This is a genomic window from Delftia lacustris (assembly GCF_040267515.1).
Taxonomy (GTDB): domain Bacteria; phylum Pseudomonadota; class Gammaproteobacteria; order Burkholderiales; family Burkholderiaceae_C; genus Comamonas; species Comamonas tsuruhatensis.
Map to the genome: position 1 here is coordinate 4755948 of NZ_CP141274.1, position 18056 is coordinate 4774003.

The following is an 18056-nucleotide window of genomic DNA, read 5'->3' on the forward strand; positions in this document are numbered from 1 at the left end:
CAAGCGAGGGACACCGAGGAAGGGCCTAAGCCGGCCGCGCCGCCCCGCACTGAGGGTGTCGTCCCCCTCCCTCGCGAAGCGAGTTAGAGAGGGGGAAGGCGCGAAGCGCCTCAGGGGGTGACTTGCTTGCTCAAGTCGTAGGTTCCGAGACCTGGCTTGTAGGTCTTGTCGTCCAGGAACTGGCGCATGCCTTCCTTGCGGCCTTCGTTGTCGAAGCTGTTGGCGGCTTCCTGGGCACGCACCAGATAGTCCTCGGCGTTGTCGTAGCTCATGTCGCGCACGCGGCGGATGGCGTCCTTGGTGGCCTTCAGGGCGATGGGGTTCTTCTGCAGCAGGGCCTCGGCCACTTCGGTGACGCGGGCCTGCAGGCGGTCGGCCGGCAGGGATTCGTTGACCAGGCCCCACTCGGCCGCCGTGCGGCCGTCGATGTTCTCGCCGAGCATGGCGTGGTACATGGCACGGCGAAAGGACAGCAGCTCCACCGCCACCTTGGAGGCGCCGCCGCCGGGCAGGATGCCCCAGTTGATTTCGGACAGGCCGAACTTGGCGTCATCCGAGGCAAAGGCCAGGTCGCAGGCGAACAGCGGGCCGTAGCCGCCGCCGAAGCACCAGCCGTTGACCATGGCGATGGTCGGCTTCTGGAACCAGCGCAGGCGGCGCCACCAGCCATAGCTCTCGCGCTGGGCCTTGCGGGTGCCGGCCAGGCCCGTGGCCTCGGTCTCGCGGAAGTATTCCTTCAGGTCCATGCCGGCAGTCCAGGCCGTGCCCTCACCGGCCAGAACGACCACGCCCACGTCGTCACGGAACTCCAGGTCGTCGAGCACGCGCATCATCTGGCGGTTGAGCTGGGGGCTCATGGCATTGCGCTTTTCGGGGCGGTTGAATTTCACCCAGGCCACGCGGCCTTCGACGGTGCAGGACACGGTCTGTTCTTCGGTACGTTCGGTGCTCATTGCGCTTCCTTGTGCAAAAGGGAAATGGGAGGTTGGACACCGATGCTTCGGATCCATAATCGTTATGATAAATAACTATTATTCGACATAGCAATACAGCGTTTACCCTAGGCCCCGTCACCACCCAGACCGGCGGCGATGCGAATGCTTCTGCGTCGCGCATGCATGCAATGCGCGGCCTGCGGGGAATTGCGGCAGGTGTTTTGGCCGATCCGGGGGTTCACGCGATACTTGCGGTGTTCAACACAGTCAGGAGAAGAAGAACATGCAAGGCCAGCCAGAAGTCATCGAATGCCTCATAGAGCTGCTGCGCGGCGAACTTTCCGCACGCGACCAGTACTTCATCCACTCGCGCCAGTACGAGGACCAGGGCCTGCTGCGCCTGTTCGAGCGCATCGGCCATGAGATGGAAGAGGAAACCCAGCACGCCGACGCCATCCTGCGCCGCATCCTGTTCCTGGGCGGCCGCCCCGACATGCGCCCGCACGAGTTCACGCCCGGCGAGACCGTCGAAGAGATGCTGCGCAAGGACCTGGCCACCGAATACCGTGTGCGTGACAGCCTGCGCTCGGCCATGGCCCTGTGCGAGCGCCACGGCGACTACAACAGTCGCGACCTGCTGCTGGCCCAGCTGCGCGATACCGAGGAAGACCACGCCTACTGGCTGGAGAAGCAACTGGGCCTGATCGAGAAGATCGGGCTGCCCAACTACCTGCAAAGCAAGATGGGCGAGCCGGCCTGAATGAAGCTCCCCCTGAGGCGCTTCGCGCCTTCCCCCTCTCTCGCTTCGCGGGAGGGGGACGACAGCCTCGCGGCGGGGCGGCCCTTGCTCGCTGTCCCTTGTTTTGGCCGCGCCAGTTTTTCAGGCACTTCCCATAAATGAGAGTGGGCTGTTTGCTCCACGATGAAAACCCGAACCGGCAGCCACGATGAAACGGCAAGCCGGTCGCTCCACGATGAAACAAGAGCCCTCAAGGGCCTGAGAGAAGAGAAAAGAAAAAGGGATGGAAAGCCGCAAGGCCTTCCATCCCTTTTCATTTCCATCGGGTGCGCACCGCCGGGCGGCGGTGCAGCCCGGTGTCAGTCGTCCAGCAGCGACAGGTCGCGCACGGCGCCCTTGTCGGCCGACATCACCAGCTTGGCATAGGCCTTGAGCGCGGCCGAGACCTTGCGCGGGCGCGGCTGGGCGGGCTTCCAGCCCTTGGCATCCTGCTCGGCGCGGCGGCGGGCCAGTTCCTCGTCGGAGACCAGCACGTTGATGCTGCGGTTGGGAATGTCGATGCGGATGCGGTCGCCGTTCTTCACCAGACCGATGGCGCCGCCAGCGGCAGCTTCAGGAGAGCAGTGGCCGATGGACAGGCCCGAGGTGCCGCCCGAGAAGCGCCCGTCCGTCAGCAGCGCGCAGGCCTTGCCCAGGCCCTTGGACTTGATGTAGCTGGTCGGGTACAGCATTTCCTGCATGCCGGGGCCGCCCTTGGGGCCTTCGTAGCGCACGATGACGATGTCACCGGCCTTGACCTTGTCGTCCAGGATGTTCTGCACAGCCTCGTCCTGCGACTCGGTCACGTGGGCCGTGCCCTCGAACACATGGATGCTTTCGTCCACGCCGGCCGACTTGACCACGCAGCCGTCCAGGGCGATGTTGCCCGTCAGCACGGCCAGGCCGCCCTCCTTGGAGAAGGCGTGCTCGTAGGACCGGATGCAGCCTTCTGCACGGTCCAGGTCCAGGCTGGGCCAGCGCGTGTTCTGGCTGAAGGCCACCTGGGTGGGGATGCCGGCCGGTCCTGCCAGGTAGAAGTGCCGCACGGCTTCGTCCTGGGTGGTGGTGATGTCCCACTGCGCCAGGCCTTCGCCCAGGGTCTTGGCGTGCACGGTGGGCACGTCGGTGTGCAGCTTTCCGGCGCGAGCCAGCTCGCCCAGGATGGCGAAGATGCCGCCGGCGCGGTGCACATCCTCGATGTGGTACTTCTGCGTGTTGGGCGCGACCTTGCACAGCTGGGGCACCTGGCGCGAGAGGCGGTCGATGTCGGCCATGGTGAAGTCGATCTCGGCTTCCCGGGCAATGGCCAGCAGGTGCAGGATGGTGTTGGTGGAGCCGCCCATGGCGATGTCCAGCGTCATCGCGTTCTCGAAGGCCTTGAAGCCCACCGAGCGCGGCAGCACGGATGCGTCTTCCTGCTCGTAGTACTCGCGGGCCAGCTCGACGATGCGGCGGCCGGCGCGCTTGAACAGTTCCTCGCGGTCGGCATGCGTGGCCAGCACCGTGCCGTTGCCGGGCAGGGACAGGCCCAGGGCCTCGGTCAGGCAGTTCATGGAGTTGGCGGTGAACATGCCCGAGCACGAACCGCAGGTGGGGCAGGCCGAGCGCTCGACCTGGGCGACCTGCTCGTCGGTGTAGTTGGAGTCGGCCGCGATCACCATGGCATCGACCAGGTCCAGCTTCTTGAACTCCAGCGTGTGCGTGGTGGGATTGGCCAGCTTGGTCTTGCCCGCTTCCATGGGGCCGCCCGAGACGAAGATCACGGGAATGTTCAGCCGCATGGCAGCCATCAGCATGCCGGGGGTGATCTTGTCGCAGTTGGAGATGCACACCAGCGCGTCGGCGCAGTGGGCGTTGACCATGTACTCCACCGAGTCCGCGATGATGTCGCGGCTGGGCAGCGAGTACAACATGCCGTCGTGGCCCATGGCGATGCCGTCGTCCACGGCGATGGTGTTGAATTCCTTGGCCACGCCGCCTGCGGCCTCAATCTCGCGCGCCACCAGCTGGCCCAGGTCCTTGAGGTGGACGTGGCCGGGCACGAACTGCGTGAAGGAATTGGCGATGGCGATGATGGGCTTGTCGAAGTCGCCATCCTTCATGCCGGTGGCACGCCACAGGGCGCGCGCACCAGCCATGTTGCGGCCGCCGGTGGAAGTCTTGGAACGGTATGCGGGCATGGGCAATCCAGTTGTCTGTCGTCTCGGTCCGTCCCTGGTCCTGTGGGGAAGGCCAGGGTCTGGGCGAAGATTATGGCGCAGCACCCGCCGCACCGCTGGGGCGCAGGAATGCCCCGGCCGGCGTGGACCGCCCCTTTGCAGACCCCAGGCATCGCCTGCGACGAAGCCTGCTGCGCAATTCAGATCCGATCAGCGGCGCGAACGCGTGCCCGTGCCCATGGCTTCCTTGTTCTTTTCGATGCGCTTCAGGCGCCGCTGCTCGATCTTGTCAGCCGCGCGCCGCTTGGTGTAGCCCGACATGTCCGCCCAGGCCCACCAGGCCGCCGTCAAGCCATAGGCGCCCAGGATGACGTACCACGACCAGGTGGCGACAGGTTCGATATCGGCCAGCTTGAGCAGGGTGAGCAGGACCGCAATTCCCAACAGATACATCACTTCTCCTTCGCCACAAAGCGCTTCACACGAGGTAACGCATCACGCATGCGCGCCCACTACAATGGTTCGCATAATTATTCCCGACAACACCCCAGGAACTCATGATGAAGCAGACATTGATTGCATTTGCCCTGACCGTCGCCGCCGTGGCCCCCGCCATGGCCGACCAGGCACTTGCCACCTCCAAGAACTGCATGGCATGCCACGCAGTGGACAAGAAGCTGGTGGGCCCCTCCTACAAGGATGTGGCCGCCAAGTACGCCGGCCAGAAGGACGCCGTGGACAAGCTGGCAGGCAAGATCATGAAGGGCGGCAGCGGCGTCTGGGGCCCGGTTCCCATGCCCGCCAACCCCCAGGTCAACGAAGCCGATGCCAAGAAGCTGGCCGCCTGGGTGATGTCGCTGAAGTAGGCTCCGCCTTTCTTTCGGGGCCCCCGCCTCAGGGCCCGCAAAAAAACCGCGCAACGCAAGTCGCGCGGTTTTTTCATGGTCCGCCGGTGAATCCGGGCCCGGCCCCCTTACCTGTAGTCCGCAGCGCCCGTGCCGGGCTGCTGGTGCAGGCGTACCTGCTGCTCCAGCTGCCCCACATAGGCGGCCGTGCTGTTGTCCGACTCCTGGGCGCGCTGCACCAGATGGGCCTCCAGCGCATCCAGCCGCGCCATCAGCACCTCCTTGTCACGCGCATGCAGGTCTTCCAGCACGGTGCGCAGCTCGGTGAAGCGCGAGGCCTCGGCCTTGTCGGCCAGGTCGCGCTGGGCCTGCATTTCCTTGGCGTGTCGGCGCGCCTCCATCAGCACCGAGCCCTGCAGCCACAGCACATAGGCGACGAAGAACACGCCCAGCAGGCAGGTCAGCGCCAGCATCAGCACGCCCAGCGGCGCCTGGACATCGGTGACGCCCAGCGACACGACGGATGGCGCGGCCAGCGTGTTCCAGTTGAATGCCGCCAGCAACGCGATCAGGGCCACGGTGATCAGCAGCGACAGGGTTCTCAGATTCATGGTGAAAGGCCTCCCTCGGCAGTGGTGAAAGCAACAGCTTCGGTTGTACCGCAACCATCATGCCTGAGCTGTCGGCCCACACAAAATAGGACTGCAAGACAGGGCGCCGCCCGCAGTCCGGCCAAGAAAAAACCGGAGCCAGGGCTCCGGTTCTTCACGGCGGTCGTGTCGGACCTCAGTTCGTCTCGGCCAGCTGGTCGAGGATGGCCGGGTTCTCCAGCGTGCTCGTGTCCTGGGTGATGGCCTCGCCCTTGGCAATCGAGCGCAGCAGGCGGCGCATGATCTTGCCGCTGCGCGTCTTGGGCAGGTTGTCGCCGAAGCGGATGTCCTTGGGCTTGGCGATGGGGCCGATTTCCTTGGCCACCCAGTCGCGCAGCTCCTTGGCGATCTGCTTGGCTTCCTCGCCCGTGGGGCGTGCCCGCTTCAGCACCACGAAGGCGCAGATGGCCTCGCCGGTCAGATCGTCGGGGCGGCCCACGACGGCGGCCTCGGCCACCAGATCCGTCTTGGCGACCAGGGCCGATTCGATCTCCATCGTGCCCATGCGGTGGCCCGAGACATTGAGCACGTCGTCGATGCGACCGGTGATGCGGAAGTAGCCCCGGTCCTCGCTGCGCACGGCGCCGTCGCCTGCCAGATAGGTCTGCCCGCCGAGTTCGGCCGGGAAATAGCTCTTCTTGAAGCGCTCGGGGTCGCCCCAGATGGTGCGGATCATGCTGGGCCAGGGCTTGGTGACCACCAGCAGGCCGCCTGCGCCGTTGGGCAGTTCGTGGCCGGTCTCGTCGACGATGGCGGCCATGATGCCCGGCAGCGGCAGCGTGCACGAACCCGGCACCAGCGGCGTGGCACCCGGCATGGGGGCGATCACGTGGCCGCCGTTCTCGGTCTGCCAGAAGGTGTCCACGATGGGGCAGCGCTCGCCGCCCACATGCTTGTGGTACCACATCCAGGCCTCGGGATTGATGGGCTCGCCCACGCTGCCCAGCAGGCGCAGGCTGGACAGGTTCCAGTTCTTCGGATGCACGGCGGCATCGCTGTCGGCGGCCTTGATCAGCGAGCGGATGGCCGTGGGCGCCGTGTAGAAGATGGTGCAGCCGTGGCGCTCGATCATCTGCCAGAAGCGGCCCGCATTGGGGAAGGTGGGCACGCCCTCGAACACGATCTGCGTGGCGCCAGCGGCCAGCGGGCCGTAGGCTACGTAGGTGTGGCCCGTGATCCAGCCGATGTCGGCCGTGCACCAGAACACGTCGCTGGGCTTGAGGTCGAAGGTCCACTCCATGGTCTGCTTGGCCCACAGCACGTAGCCGCCCGTGCAGTGCTGCACGCCCTTGGGCTTGCCGGTGGAGCCGCTGGTGTAGAGGATGAACAGCGGGTGCTCGGAATCCACGGCCACGGGCGCGCACTCCGTGCTCTGGCCGGCCAGGATCTCGCTGAAGGTCTTGTCGCGGCCCGCCGTCATGGCACAGGCCGTGGCCGTGCGCTCGTAGACGAAGACATGGCGCACGGCCTCGCAGCCGCCCAGCGCCAGCGCATCGTCCACGATGGCCTTGAGCGGCAGTTCCTTGCCGCCGCGCATCTGGTAGTTGGCGGTGATCACGGCCACGGCGCCCACGTCGACGATGCGTTCCTGCACCGCCTTGGCCGAGAAGCCGCCGAACACCACGCTGTGCGTGGCGCCGATGCGCGCGCAGGCCTGCATGGCCACCACGCCCTCGATGGTCATGGGCATGTAGATCAGGACACGGTCACCCTTTTGCACGCCCTGCGCCTTGAGCGCGTTGGCGAACTGCGAGACGCGCTCCAGCAGCTCGCGGTAGCTGACCTTGGTGACCTCGCCGCCATCGGCCTCGAAGATGATGGCCGTCTTGTGCTCGACGGCCGTGCCCATGTGCTTGTCCAGGCAGTTGGCGCTGGCATTGAGTTCGCCATCGGCGAACCAGCGGAAGAAGGGGGGATTGCTGTCGTCCAGCACCTGGGTGAAGGGCTTGGACCAGACCACGTTCTCGCGCGCCAGGCGGGCCCAGAAGCCCTGGTAGTCGTTCTCTGCCTCGGCGCACAGCGCCTTGTACTGCTCCATGCCGGAAATGCGGGCCTTGGCGGCAAAGTCTGCCGGCGGCGGGAAGACCCGGTTCTCCACCAGTACCGATTCAATGGGGGATGCTGTTGCGGTGCTCATGCTTGCTTGTCTCCTGGGCTGGCCAAATAAAAATTGTGGTGTGACTGTCGGGGGCCGGTCTTACATGCCACTGACTGAAACACCCTTGGGCGCGTCTACCTGGGGATTCCCCGCAGTTCCTGGCTGTCACCGGCAATGGACTGTTTCGCCGCTAAAATCGCGCGCCCGTTTTCCACGGCCATTGTCCCCTCCCATCCACGCCCCCACGCAAGACAAGCGCGACCGACCACCATGGCCCGCCAGCAAAACTCCAACCGAGCCCCCGGCTCCCCCCTGCGTCCCCTGCCCTCCCTGATCTTCGCCAGCCGCTGGCTGCAGCTGCCGCTGTACCTGGGCCTGATCGCCGCCCAGGGCGTCTATGTCTGGCACTTCCTGCTGGAGCTGTGGCACCTGATCGAGGCCGCCTTCGGCAACCAGGAAGCGCTGCAGGCGCTGATCACCAGCATCGGCTACAAGCACGATGCGCCCATCGGCGCGCTCAACGAAACCATCATCATGCTGGTGGTGCTGGCGCTGATCGACGTGGTGATGATCTCCAACCTGCTGATCATGGTCATCGTGGGCGGCTACGAAACCTTCGTCAGCCGTCTGGGCCTGGACAGCCACCCCGACCAGCCCGAGTGGCTGGGCCACGTGAACGCCTCCATCCTCAAGGTGAAGCTGGCCCTGTCCATCATCGGCATCAGCTCCATCCACCTGCTCAAGACCTTCATCAACGCAGGCAGCTACGACGTCAAGGTGCTGATGTGGCAGACCATCATCCACGTCACCTTCCTGGCCAGCGCCCTGGCCATCGCCTACACCGACAAGCTGATCAACAGCACGGCCGGCAACCACTGAGCCGGCGGCATCCCACACCGAAGCCCCGCAGCGCCAGCCGCTGCGGGGCTTTTTTCATGGGCGGGCGCCGGGCACGCTTTTTGCCGCAGATCGGGCCTGAAGCTTTCCTCAAGCTGACGCTTGACCGATTTTATTCATCGATGACAGCATACGCCTTGTGAATCATGGCCTCAATGCTCTCATTAATAGAGCAAATAATGGCCGGATTGCAACCCCCAAGGGCTTGAAACAGCCCAAAACAGGCCTTCTTCGGCTCATGCGTTTTGACGCAGTAAAACCTGTTTTATATAATTTCGGCTTCTTTACAACCTGCCAAGCAGGTCATCGGCACCGTCTTCACGGCCTGCCGATCCCTCCGGCGGATCGTTGTGCTCCCGGCACAGCCCCGTCAACCGGGCCGAAACTCGGTCCTGATGTTGTGGGGCATCGCGCTGGCTGATCTTCAGCCACGATGCCCGCCTGAGACACCGCGCGCGCTTGCCGCCGGCTGCTCTCGACCTCTGGCTCTTGCGCACCGCTTCGCGTGCCATCCGAGCCGTCTCGGGTGCTTTCGCACCTGTTTGAATTCCAGCAACGGGGGACGGCCGTCCCCTGCAGCGAACGGCATCAGGGCTTCATTTTTGGCTTGCGCGCCAGCGTCTTCGCCCGTCGAGGACGCTGGACTGTGTTCCATCTCACCCAAAAGGAGAACGCCACAGTGGCCAAGCAGATCATCATCGATCATGTGTTCAAGGTTTTCGGGGACGACCCCAGGACCGCACTCGAGCTCGTCCAACAAGGCCTGAGCAAACAGGAGATCCTGGAGCGCACGGGCCAGTCCATCGGCGTGTTCGACGCCGACTTCACCATCGAGGCCGGCGAGATCTTCGTCGTCATGGGCCTGTCGGGCTCGGGCAAGTCCACCCTGGTGCGCATGCTCAACCGCCTGATCGAGCCCACGGCCGGGCGCATCGTGGTCGATGGCCAGGACATCAATGCCCTGAGCGAGCGCGATCTGCGCGCGCTGCGCCGCAAGGACATCTCCATGGTGTTCCAGTCCTTTGCGCTGATGCCGCACATGACGGTGCTGGACAACACGGCCTTCGGCCTGGAGCTGGCCGGCGCCGACAAGGCCGAGCGCCAGAAGCAGGCCCAGGCCGCGCTGGAGCAGGTGGGCCTGGGCGCCTGGGGCGCCAGCTATCCCGACGAGCTGTCGGGCGGCATGCAGCAGCGCGTGGGCCTGGCCCGGGCGCTGGCGTCCGATCCGTCCATCCTGCTGATGGACGAGGCCTTCTCGGCCCTGGACCCCATCATCCGCACGGAGATGCAGTCCGAGCTGCTGCGCCTGCAGCAGATCCAGCGCCGCACCATCGTCTTCATCTCGCATGACCTGGACGAGGCCATGCGCATCGGCGACCGCATCGCCATCATGAAGGACGGCCAGGTGATCCAGGTCGGCACGCCCGACGAGATCCTGCGCAGCCCCGCCGACGACTATGTGCGCAGCTTCGTGCGTGGCGTGGACGCGGCCTCGGTCTTCAAGGCCGGGGACATTGCGCGCCAGGCCCTGACCGTTGTGTCGGAGCACAGCGACCGCGGCTGCCGCGCCGCCCAGCGCCTGCTGGAAGACTCCGACCGCGACTACGCCTATGTGGTCAACGCGCGCCGCCGCTTCCTGGGCGTGGTGTCCTCGCAATCGCTGCGCGACGCACTGCATGGCCGCCCGGGCATGCTGGGCCTGAGCCACGCCTTCCTGCCCAACGTCGAGCCGCTGTCCGCAGGCACGCCGGTGGCCGAGCTGTTCGGGCCCGTGGCCGCTGCGCCCTGCGCGCTGCCGGTGACCAGCGACGACGGCCAGTTCATGGGCGTGGTCAGCCGCACCACCATGCTGCGCTTCCTGGACCGCGACACGCCGCCCGTGCCGCCGCCCCAGGAGATCGTGCCGCCCGTCACGCTCAACCCGCATTTCCCGGCCTCCAACGCCCCCACCGTCGCCCCCACCGTCGCGCCGACCGTGGAGCCGATCGAACAACGACAAGGAGATGCCGCATGAGCGACGCCAACAACAGCCTGAACCCGAACACCGCCGCTGCCGCCACCGATCCCTGGGCCGCAGCAGGCGCCAATGCAAACGCAGCCCCTGCTGCCGCCGATGCCGCGGCCCCCGCAAGCGCCGATCCCTGGGCAGCCGCCTCCACGCAGGCGCCCGCCGATGCGTCGCCCGATCCCTGGGGCGCTGCCAGCAGCGGCGATGCACCGGGCGGCGACTGGCTGGGCGCGTCGGCCGGGGTTCCCGACGACGCACAGGCCAGCCTCTGGCACCAACTGACCACGGACGGCCTGCCCGTGCAGGGCTGGATCAACAGCGGCCTGGAATGGGTGGTCCACCATTTCCGCCCCTTCTTCCAGGCCGTGCGCACGCCCATCGACGGCACGCTGTCGGGCATCACCGATGCCATGCTGGCCCTGCCCTGGCCGCTGCTGATCCTGATCCTGACCCTGGTGGCCTGGCAGTTCGCGGGCCGCGCCATGGCCATTGGCGCCGCCGTTTCGCTGGTGGTCGTCGCCATGCTGGGCATCTGGCCCGAGGCCATGGTGACGCTGTCGCTGGTGCTGACCTCGCTGGTGTTCTGCATGGTCATCGGGCTGCCCGTGGGCATCCTGCTGGCCTCCAGCGATCGTGCCCAGCGCTGGACGCGGCCGCTGCTCGACGCCATGCAGACCACGCCGGCCTTCGTCTACCTGGTGCCCGTGGTGATGCTGTTCGGCATCGGCAACGTGCCCGGCGTGATCGTGACCATCATCTTCGCGCTGCCGCCGCTGATCCGCCTGACCAACCTGGGCATCCGCCAGGTGCGCCCCGACCTGATCGAGGCCAGCCGCGCGTACGGCGCCTCGCCCTGGCAGCTGCTGTGGAAGGTGCAGCTGCCGCTAGCCATGCCGTCCATCATGGCCGGCGTGAACCAGGCGCTGATGCTGTCGCTGTCGATGGTGGTGATCGCCTCCATGATCGCCGTGGGCGGCCTGGGCCAGATGGTGCTGCGCGGCATCGGCCGCCTGGACATGGGCCTGGCCACCGTGGGCGGCCTGGGCATCGTGCTGCTGGCCATCGTGCTGGACCGTATCACCCAGGCCATGGGACAGACCACCCGTGGCGGCGCGCGCTGGTGGCACAGCGGCCCCGCCGGCTGCATTGCCCGCCTGCTGGGCGCCGGCAGCAAGCCAGTTCATCGCGGCAGCACCAGCTGAACGCCTTGCCTGCGGCGCGGACGGGCCTTCTACCGCGCCGCCTTCCCGAAAAACGGCCAGCCCCGCTGGCCGCCCGCTCCCCTTTCATCACACAACGGAGGAACCCGAGGATGATCCAAGCCCTGAACCCCAACCGACTGCAGGCCAACGCACTGCGCCACTGGCTGCGCGCCGGCGCCATCGCCACAGGCATTGCGCTGGCCAGCGCCAGCGCATGGTCGGCCGACGAACAGCCCGGAAAGGGCGTGAAGGTGTTGCCACTGAAGAGCTCCATCGCCGAAGAGAGCTTCCAGACCCTCATCGTCATGAAGGCCCTGGAGAAGCTGGGCTACGACGTGCAGCCCTTCCAGGAGGTCGAGTACCCCACGGCCCACGTGGCGATTGCCAATGGCGATGCCACTTTCCTGGCCACGCACTGGAACCCGCTGCACGCCGACTACTACAAGAACGCGGGCGGCGACGCCAAGCTGTTCCGCAAGGGCGTGTACTCGGACAACGCCGCCCAGGGCTACCTGATGGACAAGAAGACGGCCGACGAATACAAGATCACCAACCTCGGCCAGCTCAAGGACCCCAAGATCGCCAAGCTGTTCGACTCGGACGGCGACGGCAAGGCCGACCTCACCGGCTGCACGCCGGGCTGGGGCTGCGAGGCCGTGATCGAGCATCACCTGACGGCCTACAAGCTGCGCGACACCGTGACCCACAAGCAGGGCACCTACTCGGCGCTGATCGCCGACACCATCTCGCGCTACAAGGCCGGCAAGCCCATCCTCTACTACACCTGGACGCCCTACTGGGTGAGCAACGTGCTCAAGCCCGGCAAGGACGTGGTATGGCTGGAGGTGCCGTTCTCCTCGCTGCCCGGCGAGCAGGCCAAGCTGGACACCAAGCTGCCCAACGGCAAGAACTACGGCTTCGTGGTGAACAAGCAGCAGATCATTGCCAACAAGGCCTTCACCGACAAGCATCCCGATGCCGGCAAGTTGTTCGAGCTGATGCAGGTCCCCGTGGGTGACATCAGCGCACAGAACCACATGATGAGCCAGGGCCAGAGCAAGCCTTCGGACATCAACCGCCATGTGGACGGCTGGATCAAGGCCCACCAGAAGACCTTCGACGGCTGGCTGGAACAGGCCCGCGCCGCAGCCCGCTGAACGCTGCGGGAGGGCGCTACAGGCGTTCCCCCGGCTTCCTGCTTCAAAAGGCCCGCTTCGGCGGGCCTTTTGAACATGCGCAGGGCGATGGCCGTGACCACCACGCCCGCCACCAGCGCCACCGCATACATGGCCACGTGGGTCACGGCATTGGGAATGGGCGCGACGAAGATGCCGCCATGCGGCACCTTCAGCTCCACCCCCGCCAGCATGGACACGGCACCGGCCACGGCCGAGCCCAGTACCAGGGCCGGAATCGTGCGCAGCGGATCGCGCGCCGCATAGGGAATGGCCCCCTCGGTGACAAAGGCCAGGCCCAGCACGCCGGCCGAGGCGGCGCTGCCGCGCTCCTCGCGCGTGAAGCGGTCGGCAAACAGGCGCGTGGCCAGGGCCAGCCCCAGCGGCGGCGTCATGCCGGCGATCATGGCTGCGGCCATGGGCGTGTAGACCTGGCTGGCGATCATTCCCGTGGAAAACGCATAGGCGGCCTTGTTCACCGGCCCGCCCATGTCAAAGGCCATCATCGCGCCCAGCAACAGGCCCAGCAGCAAGGCACTGGCGCCCTGCATGCCGCGCAGCCAGGCGCTCAGCCACTGCAGCAGCTCGGCCACGGGCGCACCGACCAGATAGAACATCAGCAGCCCCGTGAACAGGCTGCCCAGCACGGGCAGAATGAGCATGGGCAGCAGGCCCTTGAGCGCCTGCGGCAGCCGGATGTGCGCCGCCATGAAGGCCACGCCGTAGCCTGCAATGAAGCCGGCCGCAATGCCGCCGATGAATCCCGCCCCCATGCTGGACGCGATCATTCCGCCGATCATGCCCGGCGCAATGCCGGGCCGGTCGGCAATGGAATAGGCGATATAGCCGGCCAGTGCCGGCACCATCAGCGCGAAACCGCCCTTGGCCCCGATCTGGAACAGCGTCCAGCCCAGCGTGCCCTGGTGGGCATCGTCATGGACATAGATGCCGCCCAGCGCAAAGGCCATGGCGATCAGAATGCCGCCGGCCGTGACGAAGGGCAGCATGAAGGACACGCCGGTCATCAGGTGGCGATAGGCACCGCCCTGGGTCCGGGCCGGCGTGGGCGCGGCGCCGCCTGCAGCAGCGCCTACGGCGGCACCATGCACGGTGGCTTCGGCCAGCGCCTTGGTGATCAGCCCCGAGCCGTCGCGTATGGCCGGCTTGGTGCCGCTGCGCAGCAGCGGCTTGCCCGCGAAGCGCGATAGATCGACCTCGCGGTCGGCGGCAATGATGACCAGGTCGGCCTCGGCAATCTCCTGCGGCGTCAGCGCATCGAGCGCGCCCACCGAGCCTTGTGTCTCCACGCGCATGGCGTGGCCCAGCGCCGCCGCGCCGCGCTGCAGCCCCTCGGCCGCCATGAAGGTATGGGCGATGCCCGTGGGGCAGGAGGTGACGGCCACGATCCGCTTGCCCGTACGCTTGCCCAGGCTCACGCCCGTGCGCTGTGCTGCGGGACTGGCGGCAGCGCAGCGCGCAAGCACGCCGGCCGGATCATCAAGCGCCTCGCGCAGGCTGCAGCGCTCGACGGCGGCCTGCACGAAGCGGGAGGCATCGGCGTCGGTGTCAGCATCGTCATCGGTGCCGGCATCCCCCACGATCAGCAATTGCCCGGCCTGCGCGGCGGCATCGGCCACATGCAGCCCGATCACACCGCCGCTGGCGCGCACTTCCACGGCCAAGGGACGCTGTCCGGCCGCATGGCGCAGGGCTTCGGCGGCCAGCAGCGCTTCGGCGTCGTGCCCGGCGGCTGCGATCACCACAAAAAGAGGGTTCATGAGAGCTCCTGAAGAATGGGGGATCACGGCCACTGGCATGGCTCCAGCAGCACGCTGGCAGCCAATGCCTGGACGCGGTTGGCATCGACTTCGCGCGCGGGCGCGGCCTGCAGCCAGGCCAGCGCGCTGGCCGTGGACAGGCGTGCGGTGTCCGCCAGATCCAGTCCGCGCAGCCGCGCGGCCACCATGCCCGCGACCATGGCATCGCCCGCGCCCACGGAGCTGCCGCGCGCGCGCTGCGGCGGCCGCGCAATCACCGCGCCTTGCGCGCTGGCAAACAGCGCGCCCTCCTCGCCCATGGACACGACGGCCAGCCCCAGCCCCCTGTCCAGCAGGCGGCGCGCGGCGGTCAGCAGCGCGTCGCGGCCGTCCAGGCGCAGGCCGGTGGCGGCCTGCAACTCCTCCCGGTTGGGCTTGATGGCCCAGGGCATGGCCGCATGGGGTGCCGCCAGGGCAGCAGCCAGGGGGGCCTCGCTGGTGTCCAGCAGCACGTCGGCACCGGCGGCCACGGCCTGGGCCTGGAGCCGGGCCCAGCTGTCCGCAGGCAGGCCGGCAGGCAGGCTGCCCGACAGCACCACGGCCAGGCCGGGCCGCAGATACCGGGCCAGCGTGGACATGACGGCGTCCAGATGCGCTTCGGCCAAGGCCAGGCCCGGCAGGTTGATGTCCGTGGTCTGGCGTCCGCCGTCGGCCACCAGCTTGATGTTGGTGCGCGTCTGGCCCGGCACGCGCAGGCAGGCGTCGGCAATGCCGCGCTGGGCGAACAAGGCCTCGAACATGCCGGCGTTGTCACTGCCCAGCACGCCCAGCGCGGCCGTGGAAATGCCCAGGCCCGCCAAGGCGGCGGCAACATTGATGCCCTTGCCGCCCGGCGCCTGCACGCTGCCCAGCGCGCGCTGCACCTGGCCGGGCAGCAGCGCGTCCAGGGTCACAAGCTGGTCTATGGCCGGGTTCAGGGTCACGGTAATGGCTTGCGGGGCGTTCATGCCGTCACCTCCTTGGCCAGTGCCCGCACCTGCGCGGCATCCTCGCAGCCGAGCGCCCTGTCTGCGAGCGCCTGCAGCTTCCGCAGGCTGGCCGCGCGCAGGCCGGCCTTGACACCGGCGATGTCGTTGGGCGTCATCGACAGCTCGCCCACCCCCAGCCCGGCCAGCAGCAGCGCACCGAACGGGTCGCCGGCCAGTCCGCCGCAGACGCCCACGGGGCGCGCGCAGGTGGCAGCGCCCTGCACGGTGGCACGCACCATCCGCAGCACGGCCGGATGCAGGCTGTCGGCCTCGGCCGCCAGTTGCGGGTTCTGGCGGTCCATGGCCAGCACGTACTGGGTCAGGTCGTTGGTGCCTATGGAGAAGAAATCGGCATGGCGGGCCAGTGCGTCGGCTTGCACGGCGGCGGCGGGCACCTCGATCATGATGCCCAGCGGCAGGACCGGAGCGTCCAGTTCGGCGCGCAGCCGTTCGCAGGCCGCGCGCAGCGCCAGCAGTTCCTGCACGCTGGTGACCATGGGAAACATCACCGACAGCCTTGCGCCATCGCGGGCCGCCCGGTACAGGGCGCGCATCTGGGGCTCCAGCAGGTCGGGGCGGCGCAGCAGCAGCCGCGCGCCGCGCACTCCCAGGAAGGGGTTGTCCTCGCGCGGCAGCTCCAGGTGGGCGACCTGCTTGTCGCCGCCGATGTCCAGCGCGCGAACGATCAGCGGCCGGCCCTCCAGCGCCTGCGCCATGGCGCGGTAGGTTTCGTACTGCTCATCCTCGCCGGGCGTGCTGCCGCGCTCCAGGAACAGGAATTCCGTGCGCATCAGGCCCACGCCCTCGGCGCCCTGGGACAGGGCCAGCGGCACCTGCCCGGGCAGGTTGACGTTGGCGCAGACTTCGATGCGCACGCCATCGGTGGTGATGGCAGGCAGGCTGCGCTGCGCGGCCACGCGTTCCTGCAGTGCCTGCTGCTCGGCCATGTGGGCACGCGCCGAAGCCAGGTCCTGCTCCGAGGGATCAAGGTAGATGCGGCCGTTGGCGCCATCGACGATGGCCAGGGCCCCATCGGCCATGCCCAGCACGCCGCCGCCTGCCGCCACGGCGGCCGGCAGCCCCAGCGTGCGCGCGAGTATGGCCGTGTGCGAGGTGGGGCTGCCCTGCGCCGTGACCAGCGCGGCCACGCGCGCCGTGTCCAGCTGGGCGGTTTCCGAGGGCGAAAGATCGGCCGCGACCAGGATGCAGCCGCCTTCCGGCAGGCCATCCGGCCCCGCCGCTGCCAGCGAGGGCTGCAGTTGCACGAGCACGCGCCGGCCCACGTCGCGCAGGTCGGCGGCACGCGCGGCCAGCGCGGGGTTGTCCAGCGCCTGGAGACGGGCAGCGCCCTCCTCCACGGCCTGGTCCCAGGCCCAGGCCACGCCGTGGCCCTGGACCATGAACTGGCAGGCGCGCGTGAGGAGACCGGTGTCGCCCAGCCACTCGGCCTGCGCGCTGAAGATGGCCGCATCGCCTTCGCCCAGGCGGCGGCGGGTGTCGTCATGCAGGGCGCGCAGCTGGCCCTGCGTCTCGGCCAGCGCCGCATGCAGCCGCGCACCGCCCACGCTGAGCGGCTCGGGCAGGTCGGGGATCTCGGCGGCCTCCACACGCCACTGGTGGATGCGGGCCACGGCCAGCCCCGGGCTGGCGCCCAGGCCCACAAAGGCAGGCCGCGCCAGCGGCGGCAGCCAGCCCGTGGCGGGCGATTCGGCCGACTTGCGCGCAGCGGCGTCGGCATCGGCACGTTCCTGGGCCACCAGGGCCTGGGCCACGGCGCACAGGCGCTGGACCGCGGCCCTGGCGTCGGGGCCCTCTGCCGAGATGGTGACCTTGTCGCCTTCGCGCAGTCCCAGCTGCAGCAGGCTGGCCATCTGCCGCGCATCGGCCACCTCGCCGCCATGGCGCACCTGCATGCGCGAGGCAAAGCCGCGCGCCGCCTCCGCCCAGCGCGTGGCAGGCCGCGCATGCAGGCCGTTGGGATAGGCAATGGTCCATTCGCACGCCTCGGTCAGGTCCACTGCCGCCGGGCGGGCGGCAGGCGGTGCCGGGTCCGCCTGCCCCTGGAGTGCATCGATGACCTGCTGCGCATCGCCGGTGGTGAACAGCGCCTGCAGCCGGGGTGTCTGCAGCAGGCCGGCCAGGCGGCGCAGCAAGGTGATGTGGGCATCGGAGCGTGCCGCCACCGCCACGACCAGATGCACGTTCTGGCCGGCACTCCAATCCAGGCCCTCGCGCACCTGGAGCACGGCCACCGCGTCGCGCAGCACCAGGGCCCGGTCTTCGGCGCGGCCGTGGGGAATGGCCACGCCGTGGCCCAGAAAGGTTTCGGCCTGGGCCTCGCGCGCCTGCATGCCGGCGGCATAGCCAGGGGCCACGCAGCCGCTGTCCTGGAGCAGCCGGGCCGCCTGGGCGATGGCGTCGGCCTTGTCGCGCACCCGGGCGTCCAGGCGCACGGCGATCTGCAGGCCTGCAGGAGCGGTGGGTGCAACCGCCGGGAGGGATGAATGGGCATTGATCATGGCGC

General features: G+C 67.9%; 13 protein-coding genes and 1 pseudogene. 6 read left to right on the forward strand and 8 right to left on the reverse strand.

The annotated features are described in order from the left end of the window. Positions 1 to 110 precede the first annotated feature (110 nt). Entirely contained in the window at positions 111 to 953 is an 843-nt protein-coding gene (locus U6958_RS23145; RefSeq protein WP_016445183.1) for a p-hydroxycinnamoyl CoA hydratase/lyase, read from the reverse strand. A gap of 265 nt (positions 954 to 1218) precedes the next feature. Here U6958_RS23145 and bfr point away from each other — a divergent pair, with 265 nt between their 5' ends. Next, positions 1219 to 1695 (forward strand): bacterioferritin, encoded by a 477-nt coding sequence (gene bfr, locus U6958_RS23150; RefSeq protein ID WP_016445182.1) that lies wholly within the window; start codon positions 1219 to 1221, stop codon positions 1693 to 1695. A gap of 338 nt (positions 1696 to 2033) precedes the next feature. On the opposite strand, the gene ilvD is transcribed toward bfr, so the two are convergent. Together ilvD and U6958_RS23160 are read right to left on the reverse strand one after the other, a co-directional pair. Beyond that, entirely contained in the window at positions 2034 to 3893 is a 1860-nt protein-coding gene (gene ilvD, locus U6958_RS23155) for a dihydroxy-acid dehydratase (RefSeq protein ID WP_016445181.1), read from the reverse strand. Between the two features lie 189 nt (positions 3894 to 4082). Then, entirely contained in the window at positions 4083 to 4325 is a 243-nt protein-coding gene (locus U6958_RS23160; RefSeq protein ID WP_016445180.1) for a TIGR04438 family Trp-rich protein, read from the reverse strand. Positions 4326 to 4432: 107 nt separating this feature from the next. Here U6958_RS23160 and U6958_RS23165 point away from each other — a divergent pair, with 107 nt between their 5' ends. Continuing rightward, positions 4433 to 4738, forward strand: coding sequence for a c-type cytochrome (locus tag U6958_RS23165; RefSeq protein WP_016445179.1), 306 nt, complete (start codon positions 4433 to 4435; stop codon positions 4736 to 4738). 107 nt (positions 4739 to 4845) lie between these two features. On the opposite strand, the gene U6958_RS23170 is transcribed toward U6958_RS23165, so the two are convergent. Both U6958_RS23170 and acs read right to left on the reverse strand, forming a co-directional pair. Next, positions 4846 to 5328 carry a hypothetical protein gene (locus U6958_RS23170; RefSeq protein WP_016445178.1) on the reverse strand — a complete coding sequence of 161 codons (483 nt, stop codon included), beginning with the start codon at positions 5326 to 5328 and terminating at the stop codon, positions 4846 to 4848. 175 nt (positions 5329 to 5503) lie between these two features. Continuing rightward, positions 5504 to 7504: an acetate--CoA ligase gene (acs, locus tag U6958_RS23175; RefSeq protein WP_074922968.1), complete on the reverse strand. Its 2001-nt coding sequence runs from the start codon at positions 7502 to 7504 to the stop codon at positions 5504 to 5506. 231 nt (positions 7505 to 7735) lie between these two features. Between acs and U6958_RS23180 the strand changes: the two genes are divergently transcribed. The 4 genes from U6958_RS23180 to proX all read left to right on the forward strand — a co-directional run bounded on the left by U6958_RS23180 (position 7736) and on the right by proX (position 12729). After that, positions 7736 to 8344 carry a TIGR00645 family protein gene (locus U6958_RS23180; protein WP_016445176.1) on the forward strand — a complete coding sequence of 203 codons (609 nt, stop codon included), beginning with the start codon at positions 7736 to 7738 and terminating at the stop codon, positions 8342 to 8344. 697 nt (positions 8345 to 9041) lie between these two features. Next, the gene (proV, locus tag U6958_RS23185) at positions 9042 to 10376 is read left to right on the forward strand and encodes a glycine betaine/L-proline ABC transporter ATP-binding protein ProV (RefSeq protein ID WP_016453088.1); all 1335 of its coding nucleotides are present in this window, start codon (positions 9042 to 9044) and stop codon (positions 10374 to 10376) included. Beyond that, the gene (gene proW, locus U6958_RS23190) at positions 10373 to 11572 is read left to right on the forward strand and encodes a glycine betaine/L-proline ABC transporter permease ProW (RefSeq protein WP_017407265.1); all 1200 of its coding nucleotides are present in this window, start codon (positions 10373 to 10375) and stop codon (positions 11570 to 11572) included. Before proV ends, proW begins: the two co-directional genes overlap by 4 nt. A gap of 110 nt (positions 11573 to 11682) precedes the next feature. Then, a complete protein-coding gene (gene proX / locus U6958_RS23195) occupies positions 11683 to 12729 on the forward strand; it encodes a glycine betaine/L-proline ABC transporter substrate-binding protein ProX (RefSeq protein ID WP_017407264.1) in 1047 nt (348 codons plus the stop codon). Between the two features lie 47 nt (positions 12730 to 12776). Here the strand turns inward: proX and U6958_RS23200 are convergent. The 3 genes and pseudogenes from U6958_RS23200 to ptsP all read right to left on the reverse strand — a co-directional run. Further along, positions 12777 to 14525, reverse strand: a pseudogene (locus U6958_RS23200) (PTS fructose transporter subunit IIC); the annotation flags it as partial. 23 nt (positions 14526 to 14548) lie between these two features. Next, positions 14549 to 15511, reverse strand: coding sequence for a 1-phosphofructokinase family hexose kinase (locus U6958_RS23205; RefSeq protein ID WP_017407262.1), 963 nt, complete (start codon positions 15509 to 15511; stop codon positions 14549 to 14551). Then, positions 15508 to 18051, reverse strand: coding sequence for a phosphoenolpyruvate--protein phosphotransferase (ptsP, locus tag U6958_RS23210; protein WP_074922967.1), 2544 nt, complete (start codon positions 18049 to 18051; stop codon positions 15508 to 15510). The genes U6958_RS23205 and ptsP overlap by 4 nt, the downstream gene beginning before the upstream one ends. Between the last annotated feature and the right edge of the window lie 5 nt (positions 18052 to 18056).